15 protein-coding genes are annotated in these 19,891 nt (G+C 32.2%); 9 read left to right on the top strand and 6 right to left on the bottom strand.

Features of this window, described 5'->3' with window-relative positions:
- Window positions 1–301 precede the first annotated feature (301 nt).
- Window positions 302–643, top strand: coding sequence for a tRNA-binding protein (locus DK441_RS17115; protein ID WP_109851778.1), 342 nt, complete (start codon window positions 302–304; stop codon window positions 641–643).
- 98 nt (window positions 644–741) lie between these two features.
- Here the strand turns inward: DK441_RS17115 and DK441_RS17120 are convergent, their stop codons facing one another.
- Entirely contained in the window at window positions 742–1,425 is a 684-nt protein-coding gene (locus DK441_RS17120; protein WP_024768942.1) for a cell division ATP-binding protein FtsE, read from the bottom strand.
- 411 nt (window positions 1,426–1,836) lie between these two features.
- On the opposite strand from DK441_RS17120, the gene DK441_RS17125 reads away from it, so the two are divergent.
- The 5 genes from DK441_RS17125 to DK441_RS17145 all read left to right on the top strand — a co-directional run bounded on the left by DK441_RS17125 (window position 1,837) and on the right by DK441_RS17145 (window position 10,142).
- Window positions 1,837–4,854 (top strand): tetratricopeptide repeat protein, encoded by a 3,018-nt coding sequence (locus tag DK441_RS17125; RefSeq protein WP_109851779.1) that lies wholly within the window; start codon window positions 1,837–1,839, stop codon window positions 4,852–4,854.
- 29 nt (window positions 4,855–4,883) lie between these two features.
- On the top strand, window positions 4,884–6,662 hold the full coding sequence (locus DK441_RS17130; protein WP_235015785.1) for a TonB-dependent receptor: 1,779 nt from the start codon (window positions 4,884–4,886) through the stop codon (window positions 6,660–6,662).
- A gap of 182 nt (window positions 6,663–6,844) precedes the next feature.
- On the top strand, window positions 6,845–7,657 hold the full coding sequence (locus DK441_RS17135) for a M23 family metallopeptidase (RefSeq protein WP_109851781.1): 813 nt from the start codon (window positions 6,845–6,847) through the stop codon (window positions 7,655–7,657).
- 171 nt (window positions 7,658–7,828) lie between these two features.
- A complete protein-coding gene (locus DK441_RS17140) occupies window positions 7,829–8,185 on the top strand; it encodes a hypothetical protein (protein WP_109851782.1) in 357 nt (118 codons plus the stop codon).
- Window positions 8,186–8,348: 163 nt separating this feature from the next.
- Window positions 8,349–10,142 (top strand): DUF885 family protein, encoded by a 1,794-nt coding sequence (locus tag DK441_RS17145; RefSeq protein ID WP_109851783.1) that lies wholly within the window; start codon window positions 8,349–8,351, stop codon window positions 10,140–10,142.
- A 97-nt stretch (window positions 10,143–10,239) separates the two neighbouring features.
- On the opposite strand, the gene DK441_RS17150 is transcribed toward DK441_RS17145, so the two are convergent.
- Together DK441_RS17150 and DK441_RS17155 are read right to left on the bottom strand one after the other, a co-directional pair.
- Complete coding sequence (locus DK441_RS17150) at window positions 10,240–11,340, bottom strand: hypothetical protein (RefSeq protein WP_109851784.1); 1,101 nt, start codon at window positions 11,338–11,340, stop codon at window positions 10,240–10,242.
- 173 nt (window positions 11,341–11,513) lie between these two features.
- Entirely contained in the window at window positions 11,514–12,713 is a 1,200-nt protein-coding gene (locus DK441_RS17155; RefSeq protein WP_109851785.1) for a hypothetical protein, read from the bottom strand.
- A gap of 232 nt (window positions 12,714–12,945) precedes the next feature.
- On the opposite strand from DK441_RS17155, the gene DK441_RS17160 reads away from it, so the two are divergent.
- The 3 genes from DK441_RS17160 (at window position 12,946) to DK441_RS17170 (ending at window position 15,985) form a co-directional block, all read left to right on the top strand.
- Window positions 12,946–13,989, top strand: coding sequence for a sensor histidine kinase (locus DK441_RS17160; RefSeq protein WP_109851786.1), 1,044 nt, complete (start codon window positions 12,946–12,948; stop codon window positions 13,987–13,989).
- A 42-nt stretch (window positions 13,990–14,031) separates the two neighbouring features.
- Complete coding sequence (locus DK441_RS17165) at window positions 14,032–14,805, top strand: LytTR family DNA-binding domain-containing protein (protein ID WP_109851787.1); 774 nt, start codon at window positions 14,032–14,034, stop codon at window positions 14,803–14,805.
- 64 nt (window positions 14,806–14,869) lie between these two features.
- Complete coding sequence (locus tag DK441_RS17170) at window positions 14,870–15,985, top strand: AraC family transcriptional regulator (protein ID WP_109851788.1); 1,116 nt, start codon at window positions 14,870–14,872, stop codon at window positions 15,983–15,985.
- Between the two features lie 12 nt (window positions 15,986–15,997).
- Here DK441_RS17170 and DK441_RS17175 read toward each other — a convergent pair whose 3' ends face one another.
- From DK441_RS17175 to DK441_RS17185, 3 genes are read right to left on the bottom strand one after another with little or no spacing between them, the layout of a single operon-like run.
- Window positions 15,998–18,223: a carbohydrate binding family 9 domain-containing protein gene (locus DK441_RS17175; protein WP_109851789.1), complete on the bottom strand. Its 2,226-nt coding sequence runs from the start codon at window positions 18,221–18,223 to the stop codon at window positions 15,998–16,000.
- A gap of 28 nt (window positions 18,224–18,251) precedes the next feature.
- Window positions 18,252–18,755 (bottom strand): ankyrin repeat domain-containing protein, encoded by a 504-nt coding sequence (locus tag DK441_RS17180; RefSeq protein ID WP_109851790.1) that lies wholly within the window; start codon window positions 18,753–18,755, stop codon window positions 18,252–18,254.
- A gap of 24 nt (window positions 18,756–18,779) precedes the next feature.
- On the bottom strand, window positions 18,780–19,781 hold the full coding sequence (locus tag DK441_RS17185; protein ID WP_109851791.1) for an SMP-30/gluconolactonase/LRE family protein: 1,002 nt from the start codon (window positions 19,779–19,781) through the stop codon (window positions 18,780–18,782).
- Window positions 19,782–19,891 lie beyond the last annotated feature (110 nt).

A 19,891-nucleotide genomic window follows, 5' to 3' on the forward strand; every position in this document is an offset into this window, starting at 1 on the left:
ACTCGGGATTTATCGTCGATATTTTGGGGTATGCATTGGGGTATTTGGGGCTAATTCTATATTTTGGGGCAAATTATTGTATACAATATTTTGTTTGTATAGTACAAATGTAAGAATAATTCCTGTAACTACGCTTGTAAAAAACAACAAAATATCGGTAAAATACAATTAATTACGATCAAATACGCAAAAAACATTGTTTTGATACGGTTTTTACTGCTCTTTTGAAGGATCGATACTTAAAGTGTTATTTTTTAACAGAACTTCAATACTTTTAAGAAATAATTTGAAGTAAAAAATAATGGATCGAGATTTAGAATGGAAAGAATTTATGAATGTAGATATGCGAGTGGGCACTATAATACATGTAGAAATTTTTAAAGAAGCACGAAATCCAGCCTATAAAATGATTGTTGATTTTGGCGAATTGGGAGAACGAAAAACCTCTGCGCAGATCACGAAACTCTACCAACAACCCGAAGAACTCATAGGAAAACAAGTCATAGCAGTAGTTAATTTTCCGCCAAAACAAATTGCTAATATAATGAGTGAATGCTTAGTCCTAGGTGCAGTAGGAGAAGATAAAGAAGTAACTTTGTTAAGTCCTGATTTAAAGGTTGAAAATGGATTACGAGTTGGGTAGTCACTCTAGGTAAATGTATTCTTCTTAATGTTTATGTAGAAAACAGATAACAAAATCAACTTGAAACTCTAGATTTATTAAAACATATAGATCTCTTTTTACCCTTTTCTTTGTACCACTTCGAATACCTTATTTCCATCACATTTTAATGTTTTAGAAGGATATTTAAGCAATAATGCATAATCGTGAGTTGCCATAAGTATAGTATTACCATTTTTATTGATATCCCGTAGAACTTCCATAACTTCGACAGATGTTTGCGGGTCCAGGTTTCCGGTAGGCTCATCGGCTAATATTAGCTCAGGATCATTAAGTAATGCTCTGGCAATAGCAATACGTTGTTGTTCTCCTCCTGATAATTGATATGGATATTTAAAATCCTTGGTTTTCATACCTACTTTATCCAATACATCATCAATTTTACTGTCCATACCTTTTTCATCTGTCCACCCTGTAGCTTTAAGGACAAATAAAAGGTTACCTTTTACAGTTCTGTCATTAAGCAATTTAAAATCCTGAAATACAATACCTAATTTTCTGCGTAAAAAAGGAATTTGATTTTCTTGCAGGGTAGGTAAATCAAAGTCAACAATACTCCCTTCACCTTCTAACAAAGGAAGATCCCCGTACAACGTTTTCATGAAACTACTTTTACCTGTACCAGTTTTACCAATAAGATATACAAAATCCCCCTTATTTACTTCTACATTGACATCAGAAAGAATTAAGCTTTCGCGTTGATAAATTGAAGCATTTTTGAGGCTTAATACCGTATTAGACATAGTTTATGATTCTGAATTAATATACTTTGGTAAAAGTAAAAAGTTTTCTGTTAAAAAAATCAGGTATGGAAATAGTTTTTAATAGAATTCATCTAAAACTTTCACTCTAATTAAAAAAGTTTAAACAAGTTCCTTCACTTTAAACAAATAACAGAGTTTCATAATAAATATTTTAATTTCTAGAAACCCAATACTTCAAATTGAAGCTAAAACTATCAATTTTATTGATCTGTTTCTGGCAAATTATGCAAAAAGTAAAGTTTTAATATTCATAAAGTATTCACAATTCTAAATTTACTATGTAATTATATCTAAAATATTTCGTTATTAAAATGAAGATTAGGGTATCTTTAACACAAAATTTATTCGCGGGAAACGATATTTACTTTTTAGATTGTAATACTTACTTAAATGAACAAATACATCACCTCGATGCTTTTTGTGATTGTTCTGTCTACATATATGTCTGCACAGCAATCCGCAATTTACACCAATGAATTAGTACTGTATAATCAGGCTCTCGAATTGTATAATAATAAACAATTTCTGGCCGCTCAAAACCTATTTGATAAGGTTAAAGATGCCTCTACAGATGAAAATATTGATGCTGATTGTACTTATTATATTGCAAATTGTGCAGTATGGTTAAATCAAAAAGGAGCAGATCAACTTTTAGAAGATTTTGTAGTACAATACCCTACAAGTATTAAGCGTAATGCAGCATACCTTGATGCAGCAACATACTATTTTGATAATGGTAAGTATGCATACGCACGTAAATGGTATGACAAAGTTGATGAAGGTAATTTAGGCCGAGCAGAAAAGGAGAAATATAATTTTAATAATGGGTATGCCTATTTCAAAATTCAACGATTTAACGAAGCGAAGAAATTTTTAAATCGCGTAGAAGATTCTCCAGAGTATAGCGCTAAAGCAAAATACTATCTCGGATTTATAGCCTACGAAGGAGATAATTATAAAGAGGCTGATAAATTGTTTGATGAAGTAAAAGATCTTGATCAATACAATAAGAATTTATCGTATTTCCAGAGTGACATGAATTTCAAATCAGGAAATTTCGAAGAAGCAATTAATGAAGGATTGGTACAATTACCTAAATCGAAACGTTCAGAAAGATCAGAGTTAAATAAAATTATAGGAGAGAGTTATTTTAACCTTGGTCAGTATGATAAAGCAATTCCATATCTTAAAGAGTATAAAGGACGAAAAGGCAAATGGAACAATACAGATTACTATTTATTGGGTTATGCGTATTATAAACAAGGAGCGTATGAGAATGCAATTTCAGAATTTAATAAAATTGTAGATGGGCGTAATGCTACTGCCCAAAATGCATATTATCACCTGGCAGAATCTTATCTTAAAACAGATCAAAAACAGCAAGCACTAAATGCTTTTAAAAATGCTTCAGAAATGGATTTTGAAGCTAAAATCAAGGAAGATGCTACCTATAACTATGCAAAATTGAGCTATGAAATAGGAAACTCTTTCGAGAGTGCTCCAAAAGTTTTGCTATCCTATTTAGATCAATACCCTAACACAGAATTTGAAGAAGAGATCAAAGAACTACTGATCAGTTCGTATATCACATCAAAGAATTATAAAGAAGCGATGGATCTGCTCGAAGGAAGTAGAAACTTTGCAGATAAAGAAGTATATCAAAAAGTAGCTTTTTACCGTGGGATAGAATTGTATTCTGAAAATGATTATCCAGAAGCAATAGTCTATTTTGATAAATCTCTAAAAGAACAAGTAGATCCTGCATTTACAGCAAAAGCTATATACTGGAAAGCCGAAAGTGATTACTTACTAAACAATTTTGATGATGCTTTAATTGGATTTAAACAATTTCAAGGCAGTACAGGAGCGTCATCGACTAGTGAGTATGAACATATAGATTATAATTTGGGGTATACTTATTTCAAGCTGAAACAATATCCCCAGGCGGCTCAATATTTTGAAACGTTCTCTAAAAGTAACCAAGCCGATGAAGCAAGACAAACAGATACCTATCTAAGATTAGGAGATAGCCATTTTATTTCTAGTAAATACTGGCCGGCAATGGAAGCCTATAACCTGGCAATTAAAAAGAATGGACCAGATTCTGATTATGCACATTATCAAAAAGCAATTAGTTATGGCTTTGTAAATAAGCATAATAAAAAAATCCAAGACCTAGAAATGTTCTTAAAAATGTACCCAAGATCCACATATCGGGATGATGCTATGTTTGCTCTTGGCGATGTGTATGTTTCCGAAAATAAAACACAGCGAGGTATTGATGCTTATGATCGTCTAATTAGAGATGTACCCAGAAGTTCATATGTGCCAAAAGCATTGCTAAAGCAAGGACTAATTTATTATAATGGAAATCAAGGAGACAGAGCTTTGTCTAAATTTAAAAAGGTAGTTGCAGAATATCCCGGTACTGATGAAGCAATCCAGGCTGTGAACACTGCAAGATTAATCTACGTAGATTTAGGAAGAACAAATGAGTATGCTAGTTGGGTAAAAGGATTAAGTTTTGTAGATGTTAGTGATGCCGATCTGGATAATACGGCTTTTGAAGCTGCAGAAAAACAGTTTGTAGAAAATAATGATAATGGTGCGATTAGCGGTTTTGAGAAATACCTCAGTGAATTCCCTAATGGTTTGCACGCTCTTAAAAGTCATTTTCACCTGGCGCAGCTGTATTTCAAGAAAGGAAATAAAGATGCAACAATCCCACATTACGAATTTGTATTGCAACAGGATAGAACCGAGTTTACAGAACAAGCACTGGCAAGACTCTCACAAGTATATCTGGAGAATCGTAAATATGAAAAAGCAATCCCAGTGTTAGAACGTTTAGAAAGTGATGCCGATTATCCACAAAATATTATTTTTGCACAATCTAATTTGATGAAGTCTTATTATCAATTGTTGAATTATCAAAAAACTATCGAATATGCTGATAAGGTTTTGGCGAATCCAAAAATTCAAAATGATGTAAAAAGTGATGCTAAGATTTTTACTGCCCGCGCAGCATTTAAGACTGTAGATATGCAACGTGCAAAGAGAGCATATGCCGAGGTACAAAAAATTGCTACAGGAGAATTGGCTGCCGAAGCATTATACTATAATGCATATTTTAAAAACCTAGATGGAAACTACAAGGTTTCTAATGAAACCATTCAAAAATTGTCTAAAGATTTTCCCGGATATCGATTATATGGTTCTAAAGGACTGGTACTTATGGCCAAAAACTTTTACGGACTTAAAGATGCGTATCAAGCCACATATATTTTGGAAAGTGTAACTAAAAATTTTACCGATTTTCCCGAGGTAATCGATGAAGCACAAACCGAACTAAGAAAAATCAAAGCCGAAGAGGCAAAAACAAATTCATCCATCCAAACCGAACAGTAATAATCAGTTAGTAAAACGAGTTGTATTGTATGTTTACATATTTTAAGAAATTGAATAGACCTCACAGGTCTTCAAGACCTATGAGGTCTAGAGTGTTACTTTTTGTGTCAATTTTTATAATTGGAATAAAGGGCGTTGCCCAGGAAAAAGAAAATGAAACCCTGGATACAGAACGTGTGGTTATTGTAAAAGCATACACACCAACAATTAGTGATGCATTTAAAGTAAAATCTACTCCCGTTCTTAATGATTCTGTGACACAGCAGAAAAAGCAAATACGATATAGTATTTTTTCAGTACCAGTAGCATCTACATACACACCTGCAAAAGGAAGAGCCGCCAATATCGATAGACCAAAACCCATAGATATCTATGATAACTATGCTACACTAGGATTTGGGAATTTTACATCGGTTCTTGCAGAGTTTTACAGTAATTTTCAACTTAACCGATCAGATAATATTGGATTGTATTTGCACCATAACTCATCACAAGGAGGTATAGAAGAAGTGCAATTAGATGATAAATTTTATAATACCTTTTTAGATCTTAATTATACATCTCGTACAAGAGATTATACATATGGGATAGAAGTAGGAGCAGAACACCAATTATATAATTGGTATGGATTACCAGATATTCCTTCATTAACACAAGAACAGATTAATGCAATTGATCCACAACAGAGTTATTTTGGAGCAAAACTAGGAGGGAAACTTCAATTTGATGATCTGTATTTTAAGAAAGCTGTGTTAAACTATAGATATTTTGGTGATGCTTTAAGCTCTGTAGAACACCATGTGATAGCAAAACCTACTTTTGAGTTCGAAATAGGAGATAACCTAATCACAACTAATTTTATTGCAGATTATTTAAAAGGAAGTTTCGATCGTGATCTTGCGTTCCAAACGCCTAACGAATATGGTATTTTAAATGTTGGAGTTAACCCAAGTCTTGTGATATTAAGAGATAATCTTACTGTAAATCTTGGGGCAGCAGTATATTATAGTATTGATACAGAAAATAGTGATAATGATTTCTTTATTTATCCCAAAGTAACTGCTTCCTATAGATTATTAGAAGAAGCTGTTATTGCTTATGGTGGACTTGAAGGTGATTTACAACAAAATACATACCGGGATGCGGTACAAAAAAATCCTTTTGTATCTCCTACTTTGGTCATAGAACCTACAAACATGTTGTATGATGCGTATATAGGATTAAAAGGAAAAATATCTGATGTAGTGAGTTATAACTTTAGAGGAAGTTATATTTCAGAAGATGAAAAACCTTTATTTGTTAATAATGTTAGACCAACATTACAACGAGAAGGGTTTGATTACGGAAACTCATTCTCGTATCGCTATGACGATGTTAATACCTTAATAGGGTATGGAGAGTTAAATTTTGAAATTAGCAAAAAATTTAAGCTAGGAGCTTCTGGAGAATATTTTAATTATAGCTCAGAAGACGAACAAGAAGCATGGAACCTCCCTGAACTAAAAGCTTCAGTACTTATGGATTACCAAATCAATAAAAAATGGTACATAGGTGCACAGTTGTTTTATGTTGGTGAACGAAAAGATATTAATAATCAAGTCGTTTCTTTACCTACAGTTCCAGAATCTATTGTAACTCTGGATTCTTATTTTGACGCTAATGTAAATTTGGGATATCGATTAAGTGATAAACTATCTTTCTTCATTAAAGGAAACAATCTGGCAGGAGATAATTATGAACGTTGGGTAAATTTCCCGGTTCAGGATATACAAGTTTTAGGAGGAGTTATGTATAAATTTAACTACTAAATTTAACCTAGAATTAGATAAATTTAAAATTTTTGGTACCTTATAGTAATAAAAAAACCAATTGTTTATTCATATATTGGATATATTGATTTGGTTTTTTTATCAATGATATCTGGTTAATCGGTTGATTAACATATTGCTATCGGTATAGTTTTTGTAGTTGTTTAGATAAAATAAAACTTATGAAAGGTACTTTACTTCTTATTTTTTACCTGTTTTCTATAGGTATGTTTTCCCAGGATAATTTTAAACTCTATTATGAAGAAACAGAAAATGGGTTTAAGATTTTGGCAGATAATGATGAATATACTCCGGTATCTGCAAAAATAGATTTCAGGTTAGAAAACCTAACATCTACTAATGGTAGTGATAAAGTTTTTGTAGTACCGGCAAAAACAAAAAGACATACGATTACAGATCTAAAGGTAATTGATAGAAAAAAACGCATAAAACTGGGATACGAATCTATCTATAATCATGGGGATCATAACCAAAAAAAATACGATACCAGTTTTAAATATTACTTACCTTTTAAAAAAGGAGAAGAATATTGGTTATCTCAGGGATATAACGGAGCTACTTCTCACCAAAATGAAAATGCATTAGATTTTAAAATGCCTGTAGGAACTAAGGTTTATGCAGCACGAGAAGGAGTAGTTGTAGATATCGAAGAAAGTTTTAGTAAAAGTTGCACTTCTGCAGATTGTGCCAAGTATAATAATTTTATTCTTATTTATCATAGCGATGGTACTTTTGCCGAGTATACCCATATTAAAAAAAATGGAGCACAGGTAAACATCGGTGATCAGGTAAAGATAGGTCAATTTATTGGGTATAGCGGTGATGTTGGTTGGGCTACAGGGCCACATTTACACTTCATTGTATTTTTTCAAAGACTAAAAGAAAGAATTACCTTAAAAACGAAATTCCTAACCGGAAACGGAAAACAGGCTATTGCACTTAAAGAAAAAGAAAAGTATCGCAGAGAATATTAATGTACTTTTGATAGATTCTAAATATATTATACCGGTAAATAGGGTATAAAACATCCCTGTTTTCAGTACCCTAATTTTCATCGTTTACGGTGTTTTGTACCTGCTTAAACGGCTATATCTTGCACAGTATTAAGAACAGTTTTATTATAACTTTTAATACTAGATATACAGATGAAAAAGATTAATATACATACATATATTGTTATATTTATTTTACTATATGTTTTAGCAGCAATATGCAGTTTAATTGGGTACGCCAACAATGAAGGAACACTTGTTTTGACTCCTACAACAGAATTTTTACTAAAATTACATTCGATAATTAACCTTCCTACAACTACTATAGGATATGCTACATTAGGTAAAGGAATTTATGCTGTAGTAGGGAGATTAATCCTTAATGTATTGTTGTATTCTCTTGTAGTTGAGCGTTTTGTTTTTTGCCTAATAGCCCTGAAAAGAAGTGTTTTAAAAGCAAAATTTGTAACTAAAAAAAGCAAACAAGCTATTTTACTTATAGAAAAATAAGCCTACCAAAACCGTATCAAAAACCCAATACATCATTGACCTCGCAGGTTTCGAAAACCTGCGAGGTCACTTTTGTTTAGAGAAGTTACTACATTGTTAAGATGTATTTCTTTTCGTGCTAATTTTCCTATCTTCCATTCCTAAATCAAAAATATACCATATCATGATCAAAAAGATGCTTTCTATAGCTTGTTTTGCTATGATTTTTACAGCTTGTAAAAATGAAGCTACTACTACCAAAGAACCTGTAGAAAAGGTAGATGTAAGTGCCAAATTTAATGAGATGCTAGATAATTATTATGAAGAAGGTTTACAGCTCAATCCGGTACAAGCTACCTTTGCCGGTGATAATAGATTTAATGATCAATTTCCTAACCCTCTTGCAGAGGAAACAGTAAATAAAACTAAAGCTTATTTTAAAAAATACAAGGAGCAATTGGGGCAATTTGATGATGCTACATTATCAGAAAGCGAGAAGATGACTAAGGCAATTCTTAATTGGGAATGTGATATGAACTTAGAAAGCTTTAATTTTAAACAAGACTATTTTCCTATTGATCAAATGTGGTCTATTAACCTTGTTGCGGGGCAATTGGCGAGTGGTGCTAGTGCACAACCTTTTAAGACTGTCCAAGATTATAATAATTGGCTAAAACGTCTGGAAGGATATATAGATTGGATGACATCTGCCGAAGCAAAAATGAAAGAAGGTATGGCTGCAGGATATGTGTTACCAAAATCGTTGATCGTAAAAGTGCTTCCGCAATTAGAAGCATTAACAGTTGAAGACTTAGATCAACATCTTTTCTATACTCCTGCTAAGAATTTTCCAGAGGATTTTTCTGATGAAGATAAAAAACAATTAACAGAAGCCTATAGCAAAATGGTTTCCGAAAAAATTATTCCTACCTATAAAAGTCTTCATAAATTTATGAGTACAGATTATATGGAAGCAGGTAGAGCCAGTTCTGGAATCGAAGGTATTCCTGGTGGAAAAGAATTTTATCAATATCAAATCAAGTTGTACACAACAACAACTATGACAGCCGATGAGATTCATAAGCTGGGACTTTCTGAAGTTGCCAGAATCTCTTCTGAAATGGAAAAAATAAAAGAACAAGTAGGATTTAAAGGAGATCTAAAATCATTCTTTGATCATGTGCGTAGCAAAAAAGAATTGATGCCATTTACAGAACCACAACAAGTGATCGACAATTTTAATGCAATCCATGATCGCATGAAACCACAGATTGAAAAACTGTTTGATGTAAAACCAAAAACACCATTTGAAGTACGTAGAACAGAAGCTTTTCGTGAGAACTCTGCTAGTGCAGAATATAATCCAGGATCATTAGATGGTACTCGCCCTGGGATTTTTTATACTCCAATTCCAGAAGTAACCAAGTATAATACCTATAGTGATGAGTCGTTGTTTTTACACGAAGCCATACCAGGGCATCATTATCAGATTTCGTTAACTCAAGAAAGTGGAGAATTGCCAAAGTTTAGAAAAACATTATGGTACAGTGGTTATGGAGAAGGTTGGGCATTATATAGTGAATCTTTGGGTAAGGAACTAGGCTTATACACAGATCCATATCAGTATTTCGGAATGTTGGGAGCAGAGATGCATCGTGCTATTCGCCTTGTTGTAGATACAGGATTACATTCTAAGGGATGGACACGTGAGCAGGCAATTCAATATTCATTAGATAACGAAGCAGAATCAGAAGCAGGAATTACTTCAGAAATCGAACGGTATATGGCTAATCCAGGTCAGGCATTATCATATAAAATCGGACAATTAAAAATAAGAGAGCTTCGTGCCAAAGCCGAGGCAGAACTGGGAGATAAGTTTGATATTCGCCAGTTTCATAATCAAGTGTTAGAAACTGGATGTGTACCATTGGCATTGCTAGAAAATAAAATCAATACATGGATTGCCAGTAATAAATAACAAGTCGGTAAAACGATATTCTAATCCATAAAATAAAGACGCACATAAAGTTTATGTGCGTCTTTATTTTATGTAAGGACCTTACAACTACTCTAACTTACTTTATTAAACTTGTTTTACTTTCAAAGCCCTGATCCTTGACTTGATTTATTTTGATGTCAATAAAATCGTACTTATATAAATCAGTACCTTGAATAAATGTTGATTGTTTAAAAACAGAGATTTCATTTATTTTCCCCCAATCTTTAAAAATAACAGTCACCAAATCTCCTTTTTCATTCGTATTGATATCAAAACCTAACGGAAGAAAGGAATTGAAAGCGTAATAAAAGTTAACAGGTCTATTAGCGTTATCCTTAAATTGAATATGAAATGCAGTTTGATTCTGAAATTTGGTAAACCCTTTTAAGACAGGATTGGTATATCGAGTTTCGGGTTTAAGGCTTAACCAATGTAATTCATGACCTTGTACAAATATTTGCATTTCAGTATTTAAAGACTCTGTAAGTGATTGTGTATTTACGTCATAATACCATGAGGTGTTTTTTCCATGTTTTATAATACTATGGTCCTTGTTATTAACTTGTTCCATTCTCCCATCGGTTTCTCTAGATAGTATAAGAGTTTTAAAAGAATTCTTGGGGCCTTTACAATCTGCTAGAGCATAGATAGAAGCTATATCAGAGTCGCCAGAAATACCCAAATTGGTTCTTACTTGACTCAAAACTATTTCTGCAGTAGTATGCGCATCGGCCTCGGTATTGGCAGTGCTAATGATTTTCCATTCGTTATTGATTTTTTTTAGAACACTTTGCCAGGAAACTACCCAATATACAGGCTCATCTCCTAAAACCCCTTTTACCGTTACCGATCCAATATAACTGGCCATAGTACCATCATCAGATATTTCAATAATAGGATCATCACGTTTAACCAGTTGGTGAAATTCCATAGTATCCAAATATGATTGAGTACCCGAAATCCTATCCGATTTTTTTATTCGTTGTACACTACCTTTTCTAACATCATACCATTCTTCTGCATTAGGTTGATAAAACTGGTTAGCATCTTTGTTAAAATGAGCTTGTTCTACCAGATCCATTAATGACTGGATTTTTTGCTTTTCAGCTTCAATGTCAACTGATTTTTGACATGATAAAAAAGAAAGCACTAATAATACAGCAGTTATTTTATTCATAATATTGTGATTAAAGTATCCCGAAAATAGTTCTCTTACATTCTTAAAAGTAACAATTCCTTGTATAGGTAATTAATAAAGGTTTGTTAAGGAAAATTTTATAAATTCGATAAATAAGAGGAAATTTTACAATATTAGAAGTAATTTACAGAATAAAATATAGTGTCAAAGTATCAAAAACCCTTAAACGCTTCAGCATTTTGTACCAGAACAAGAACATCATATCTAAAGATGGTTTTCTTAAAGGCATCAGAAAAATTAGCATAAGCAAGAGGTCTTAAGGAAGCTAAATCCAGAACATAATATTTTTTGGTTATAGTTGGTATAACCTTTTGAATTTCTTCTGGAAAATCTTTGATATTATCAAATGGCACTACAGGAATAGGTGAAAATGGATTTCCCATAGCAGCTTTTCCAGTTATACCCATCACCATATAATGCAACGAATGCATTTTGTTGGTAATAGCCAATTCACTAGCCATATTAGAAATATCATAAACATTAGTTCGATTTAACCCTTTTGCCGCATGATTGGCTCCTAGTTTAAAGATTACTTTTGGAGTAGTATTATCGACTTTTGCTGTGTTGTAATAGTTTAAAAAATTGCGTTTCATTAATTGACTTCGCGTATTATTATTTTTATAATACTCTTTGGTGATCATATTATAGGCATATATTTCCTTAGTTTTCCAGAGTTGTTTTAAAATTTCGATTTCTTTGGCATCAGTAGCTAGTTCTAGTAACGATTTGTGTAAAGCTTCATCATATTTAAAAATGTAAGTCGCTCCGTACTTTTTATTAGCTATAGCATATCGGTAACTTTCATCGGCTTCCTTTTTTAATTCCTTTAGTTTTTCTTTTAAAGGTGTATTATCTGTAGTAGAAATAATATAATCAAAATTAAGGCGAAACTGAACCATAAAAGTCTGATCAACTCCCCAGAGCGTTCCTTTCTTTTTAATTACATTGGTAAACAGATCATAATCATCCTCATTATTATAAAAAGGAATAGCGAAAGGAAACTCCTGATGTAATTTTTTTGCATTACCTATAGGGTCATTAGAAGAGGCTATGGTAGTTATTTTTTCTGCAGCTATAGCATCTGTCTCTATACAGAGTGTATGATAACCAAAAGGTTGAGCTATATCGTATATTGTGTTTGTAAAAAGCCCTGCTTCTTTAATGCCATGCTGCTCTCCTACAAATACAAATTGACTGTTTTGTAATCGCTGTTTTGTGAAGGATAAAAATGTATCATTTTTGAGATTCTCTATCTGAAAACTGTACTTTGATAAATCAATTTTATCCTGTGAGTATATGAATGCAGTAGATAAAAAGGTAATACTTAGAATTAAAGAAAATATAGTTTTCATTGCATATTATTTTGAGATTGATACCTCAAAAATACTTCGTTTGTATTGTATTTTTTTGAAGAATATCATGAACCCTAATATTATACTCTCGAACTTATTTTTTTAAAGGATAAACTATGCAATATAGGATATGAACATGACGATACGATTATGAAAAGGTAGAGTAAATCTGCTTTCGTAAAATAGATTTTGCCTTCAATTGCCTATTTTTATTAGTGTAAAAAGATTCGATATGAATATAGAAACACCTAAAATATCACTGGGATGGCGACTTGTTATCGTTTTTATTGTGGGGATGGTTATGTTTAGCATTATAGCAATTGCATCAAAATTTAGAGAAGCTCCTAAAGTAAATCTACTTTTTTTATTGTTATGGATGTCTATTATTTACTTAAGTTTTGAAGTAATTCATCGGCTTCAGAAAAAGTTGGTGGAAAAGAACCTAAATTCTATTTGGATCTTTTTTGGGAGTAGTATTGGAGGAACAGCTATCTATACGATCTTTTTTTATTTTTATAAATGGTTAGACTATTTAATCCTGGGTAGTGAACCTCCTATGATACAACATGTGATATTTTCTGCTTTGACCGGGCTGGCAATTTGTATGATCTTCGGCCTTATTTTGCTAACATTTAACTGGAAAAATCAGTACTACATTTCTCATATACAAAATGAACAATTTAAAAAAGAAATTATAAAGGCAAATTTATCAATTCTTAAAAACCAACTTGACCCACATTTCATGTTCAATAACTTTAATACGTTATATTACTTAATTGATGAGGATGGTGAACTGGCACAAAGATTTCTGAAAAATATAGCTTCGGTATATAGGTATATTCTCCAAAATAATGAAAAGGCAATCATACCTATATCGCGTGAATACGAGATGGCACGACAATATCTTTTACTTATCGAACAACGCTATAAGACTGCTCTAAAAGTACATGATGTAGTAGATTCAGCATTTTTTGAATATAAAAGCGTTCCTCCATTAGTGTTACAACAACTTATTGAAAATGCCGTAAAACATAATAGAATAGATGAACGATCACCGTTACACATTCACTTTGAAGTAACAGCAAACTACTTTACAGTAAAAAATAATAATAATCCTAAACGTACAGCTGGTACTACCGGCACTGGATTAGAAAATATCACAAAACGATATGATTTCCTAACCGAGAATAAGGTGATTATTTCGAATACCAAAGATGAGTTTAGAGTGTCTATACCTTTACTACCAACAACCAATGAAACAAACAGCGATGTTTAAATTTTTTCATTTAGTATCAATAGATTATAAAAAAATAAACGTGTGAAAATTAAAACTATCATATTAGAAGATGAAGCAACTGCCAGAGATCATCTCATAAAGCTAATTGCTAGGATCAGTACAGATATTTCTGTTATTGCTTCAATTTCTACAGTAACAGAAAGTATAGATTGGTTTCGGTCCAATGAACATCCGGATCTACTTTTTATGGATATTCACTTATCCGACGGGATCTCTTTCGATATATTGAAAGAAGTTACCATCGATGCTCCTATTATTTTTATTACCGCTTATGATGAATATGCCATCCGAGCCTTTAAAACAACAGGAATCGATTATTTGCTAAAACCTATCAATAAAGAAGATTTACAAAATGCATTACAAAAATTCTTTAAAAGCCGAGTCAAAGAAGCAGATGAATGGATGATTAGAAATATAGATTTACTTCAACGTATACAAAAAGAAGAAAAACCTGAGTATAAGGAACGTTTTTTACTAAAATCGGGAAATAATATGACTCCGGTTAAGATAAGTGATATAGCATATTTCTATCGAGACGAACTAGTTTTTGCAAAACTTCTAGACGGAAAATTATTTCCTTTGGATGATTCTTTAAATCAATTACAAGCGATGATTAATCCTAAAGAATTTATTCGATTAAATAGACAACTTTTAGTAAACATAAATGCCATAAAGAAATTAACCCCTTCAAAACCCGGTCAATTATCGGTACTGTTAACTCCAGAATATCATGATGAGATTTATTTGAGTCCAGAACGGTCGAGGTGGTTAAAACTTATCCTTGATGGAAAATAGGAGATAAACATGATAAAACTTTTCTTTTTATGAGGATAAAAAAAGAAAAAGCTATTTTTATATAATGTATCATTGGAATGAGATTTTTATTGGTATCCAGCTATGTATTACAATTCAATTAGTAGTAGTAGGCTCTTTAAATGTATTTACAAAAAATACAAAAAATGTTTTCCTGGGTATATACTGCCTTCTTGTGGCTAATGCCCATATAGCCCTTATTTTTAGTGATTTCTTCAAAAAAGAACCTTATATGTATGCTTTTTTTGGAGGATGGAAAGGATATTTTTATGGGCCCGTTTTATACCTTTATTTAAAATCGTTAAGTAAAAAATGGAACCATAAAAAAGAATGGATTCATTTAATACTTCCATTTGCTTTATTTGGATTGTCTCTTTATCGTTATTTTTTTATAAGCCAGGAAGATTCAATGATTGTAAGGTTAAAAGCGGTGGGATATTTTTTCTATTGGAGCTTGTTAATTTCTTATTTCATTTTAGGGATAAAAGAATTTAAACAGCATATAAGAATAAACTTAAAAGAAAAATCAAAAGTTAGATTTCAAAGTTTTTATACCATAGTAAATACTCATTTACTGTTTACCATTATACCAGGATTCATATTATTTCTTAGTATATATACCGATGTTAGCATCATTGAGAACTTAACAGAAGCCGTTGTATTACCTTATTATGAATATTGGGCTGTTCCTATATATATGCTTCTTTTTATATTCTTACTCTTTTATGGGATTACAGAATTACAATGGGTGAAAAAATATTTCCTGATGGCTTCTATACATCAACCTGTGAATGACTTTCAAAAAAACGCAGATGTTTTTATGCATATTAAAGAATTTTTCTCTGCCAACGAGGTGTTTAAAAACCCAAACCTTACTATAGACGAATTATCTCTTTCTTCGGGGATTACCAAATCTGCAATTCGATCTGTTTTGATCGAAAAAGGATATCCCAGTTTTACTGATTTTGTGAATGAATATAGAATTAGAGAATTTAAAAATAATCTGAAAGAAGAAAAGTATAATAATTATGACCTGGCCAGTATTGCTTTACTATCAGGGTTTAATTCTAAAGCAACATTTTACAGAGTTTTTAAGAAACACACTGGTATGACTCCTAATGAATATAAGGCAGATGTAATACGTAATAAATTATTAGAATAGATTAAAGAGGGGTCACCGTATAAAGGTTTTAGAAAATTTGATGATGAGTATTTGATTATCTGTAAATGGTAATCTTGGTTGTAATGCGTTTCTATTAGTATTGGCGTTATGATTATAGACGACATATAGATCAGTACCTTCTGTAGGGTTATATCTAAATCTAAGGTTCCATCCTAGCTGATCACTTCGCGTATCATATTGCACATAAGAGTTTAATGATGTTTTGGAGGATAAATTAAATTTCAACCTTGAAAAATACCGACTTAAATTTAGTTTTCTAGATGTTTCATCAACATAATTTTCGGGAAACCTAAGACTATTGTATGTGCCACCTAATTGTGCTTGAACAAGAGTGCTAAAATCATATGAAACGTTGTATGACATAGTAAACTGGTTTCCGCCATAAAATTCTCCTATTTCTGTATCTAGTGTAATTTTATATGGCTTTGCATTCCCTGAAATGAAAATAGGATTAAATTTCCACATCTTGTATTGTGCTGCAGGGATAGTGACTCCTTCTGCTATTTCCCAATCACTATATAAATTATCTTCCTGATAGATAGGAAAAAACATAGTTAAACGATGCCCTTTTTTATGTATCGCTGTCATGTATAAATTCGTTTGAAAAAAATCGTGATGACCAGAATTAGACAACCAGTTTTTTCTGAAATAGTGACCTATTGAAAAGAATTGCAAGAATGAATGATTAGTGAATGACTTTCTCCATCCATGGTTTAGTGTTAAACGTTTGGTATTGGGTTGAGAAACAAAACCTAATTTGGGATCAAAGTTTTCTGTGTACTCCCGAAATCTGTATTGCAGCCCAAAACCATTGTTTTTAAAGGTGTTTATTGAAGCACCATACATTGGTTTCCAATCTCCCTTTTCGTTATCAAAGGTTGTACCTACTGTTAATTGAGTTCTAACAGTATTAGTTAAACGAATATTTGCATCTACAGCCATGAGATGATTATAGTTTTCACTGCTTAGTGAATTGGTATTTATAAAACCAATATATGACCCTAGTTCTCCTATGTTTTTTTTAATTCGGGTTACACTTTTATTAGCAGAAGCTGCCACTTCATCTACCTCATGTGTTTGCATTGATAAAAGCCCGTATTGCCATTTTGTATTTCCGCCTGTAAATCGAACACCTCCTATAATAGGGATGGAAGCACCGTCCTGAATACCAATTCGTCTGGAATGAAATAATCGATGATCAAATTGATTAGAGTTGAATATATCTGCATTTTCAAGGAAAAACAATCGTTTTTCATTTAAAAATATTGGGAAACGAGAAATGTTAACGATTCGATCATCTGCTTCTACTTCTGCAAAATCTGTGTTTAATGTAAAATCTATTGTATGATTTGCATTAGGTTTAAATTTTACATCCAACCCCAAATTACTTAATACTTTATCTAATATTTCATGATCTGCATATTGTTTGCGCTCTAAGATGATAGTATTACTTTCATACGCTGTACCTTCTTCGTTAATGAGGTTTTCCCGAATAGCATTTGCCTTTATATACGGAGTTATATACAGCGGTTTTGTTACCGATAAACCTGTAAAGCGTATTTCCTGTGCATTTGTAAAATGATGTGATGCATTACCGATATCGATATTTTTGAGATGAGACGTTATACGCTCATTGATCTCTTTGTATTTTACAGTTGCTTTAAACCTCATGATATTCTCAGAAGATTTTTCATATCGTAAAGATGAAAACGGAATTCTCATTTCAGTACTCCATCCTTTTTCAGTAATAATCGATTTAACATCCCAAAAGGTATTCCACGAAGTATTAAACTCTTCACCATTACGACTTACTTCCATATCCTGTCGCGCACTCAATGGATTTGTTCTAAAAATGAGTGTGTTTATTTTATCATTGTAAGTGTCGATATGTATTTGAAAATAATCGTCTTTTACTTGAGCTACATCTCTTTCTAGTGTTGTGGCGAATATTTGAGAAGGATCTCTAAAATTAATAATTCCACCTACATAGAGGTATTCCTTATCGTATAGAATTTTTACGATTACCTGCTCCGATGCTGGAGTTCCTATATTAGGATCTATTTGCTTAAAATCAGAAAATTCTAAGGCGTCATTCCATGCGTTCTCTTCTAATTTTCCATCCAAAATAATAGTGCCATTCCCTAAAGGAACATCAATAATTTCTTGTGCCGATGATACTACGCTCACCAGCATACATACAATAAAAATAGACCTCATTTGATTTTTCTGTTCGTTTTTTGATTGTTTAAAAGAGGTCTATTTTTGTTTTTTTTAGACCTAAAGATTTTAGATACTCGGTAATTTCTTTTGATTCTTCACCTCCTCGTTCTGCATGATGAAGAAGAGTATATCCGTGCGGCCCTTTGGCATGTAGTGTTCCGGGAGAAAATTCTAGTATCGATTTGATGATGTCGATTTTCCCGAAAAGAGCAGCAGTAAATACATTAGCTTGAGCTCCATGATCTAATAGGTATTGAGCCAGTTCTTTATATCCAACATGGCTTGCGGCTCCCAAACATGTTTCAAAATCTCCACCTCTCCAATCATGTGCAGCATTGATCAGTGTAGGGTGTTCTGCTAATAGTTCTTTTACTGTTTCCAAACTTTTATGTCCGGCACCAACAAAATTTTGCACTATTTTTTTGTCTAATTGTGGTTTTTCTTGTTCTTTCGAAAATATCACATGCGGAGCTGCAATATATAGTCCAGTAGTTAATACACCAGTAGTTAAAAATTGTTTCCTGTCCATGATTACTGTTTTTATAAGATGGTATTAGTCATCTAGTTTTACTTTTAAAATGGTGGGTTCATATAATTTTTCCATGGAGAATAGGGATCCATCTTTATTAAAACTTCCAAATTGAGCGTTTGCGATATAATACAATTCATTATCTACCAAAACTCCTGTAGTAGGATTGTTCATCATGGGATGGTTATATTCTAGAGGTATAGTTTTTATAATAGTATTTTGTTCTGCATTGAGTACGAATTTTTTAACCGAGTTTTTACCAGGTTGTATACCGATCAAAGAATTTTTAAAAAAATATAACCCATCTATGCTTTCGCTACTGGTTATATTATTTTCGGGATGTTGTATGTTTTGTTTTTTTCCGGTTTTGATATGAATGCGAGTAATTCCTTTAGAATGTGCTACAAATAAATAAGTTTGGTCATCAGAAATAGTAATGCCATTAGGATATTTTATTTCAGAAAGAGGGGTTAAGATTTTTAATTCATCGTTATCATTTTGGATTGTATACAGTATTGGGTTAGAAAACATATGTGTAGTATACAGATTTCCGGATGTATCCAAAACGATGTCATTAAAGAAATGAACCTCTCCCGGGATATCGATCCAATATTTTTTGATGAGTTTTCCTGTTTGCAGATCATATTTAAAAATCCCTGCTGGGCGTCCTTCGTTTTTATCTTTTCTACTATATCCAATAAGGTTATTTCCTCCAGAGCTACATACCCAAAGATATCTTCGAACCGGATCAACTTTCATCCCGATAATCATATGTAAACCGTCTTGTTGTGGTTTTACAAAATCACGATATGTCCCGTCTTTGGATCGTTTTATAATTTTTCCTTTTCGGGTACTTCCTATATAAAAAGACATATCTGTGGGATCATAAGCCACGTTTTCTGGTAATAGATCTTTTTCGGGAATCGTATAGGCTATAAAACTTTTGTTGAATTGCTCATTTGGTTTTTGTGCGATACCGTAAAAACCGAATCCGGTAAAAAAAATGATATAAAAAACTGTTTTCATCTATTTTGTTTTAAAAATAAAATATGTGAGGTGGATAATGTTTAGTATTTTTCTTCCTAGACGAATGTATTTGATAAAGGAATTGAGAAGATCGATTTTATATTAAACTC

Source organism: Aquimarina sp. AU58 (assembly GCF_900312745.1).
Classification (GTDB): Bacteria; Bacteroidota; Bacteroidia; order Flavobacteriales; family Flavobacteriaceae; genus Aquimarina; species Aquimarina spinulae.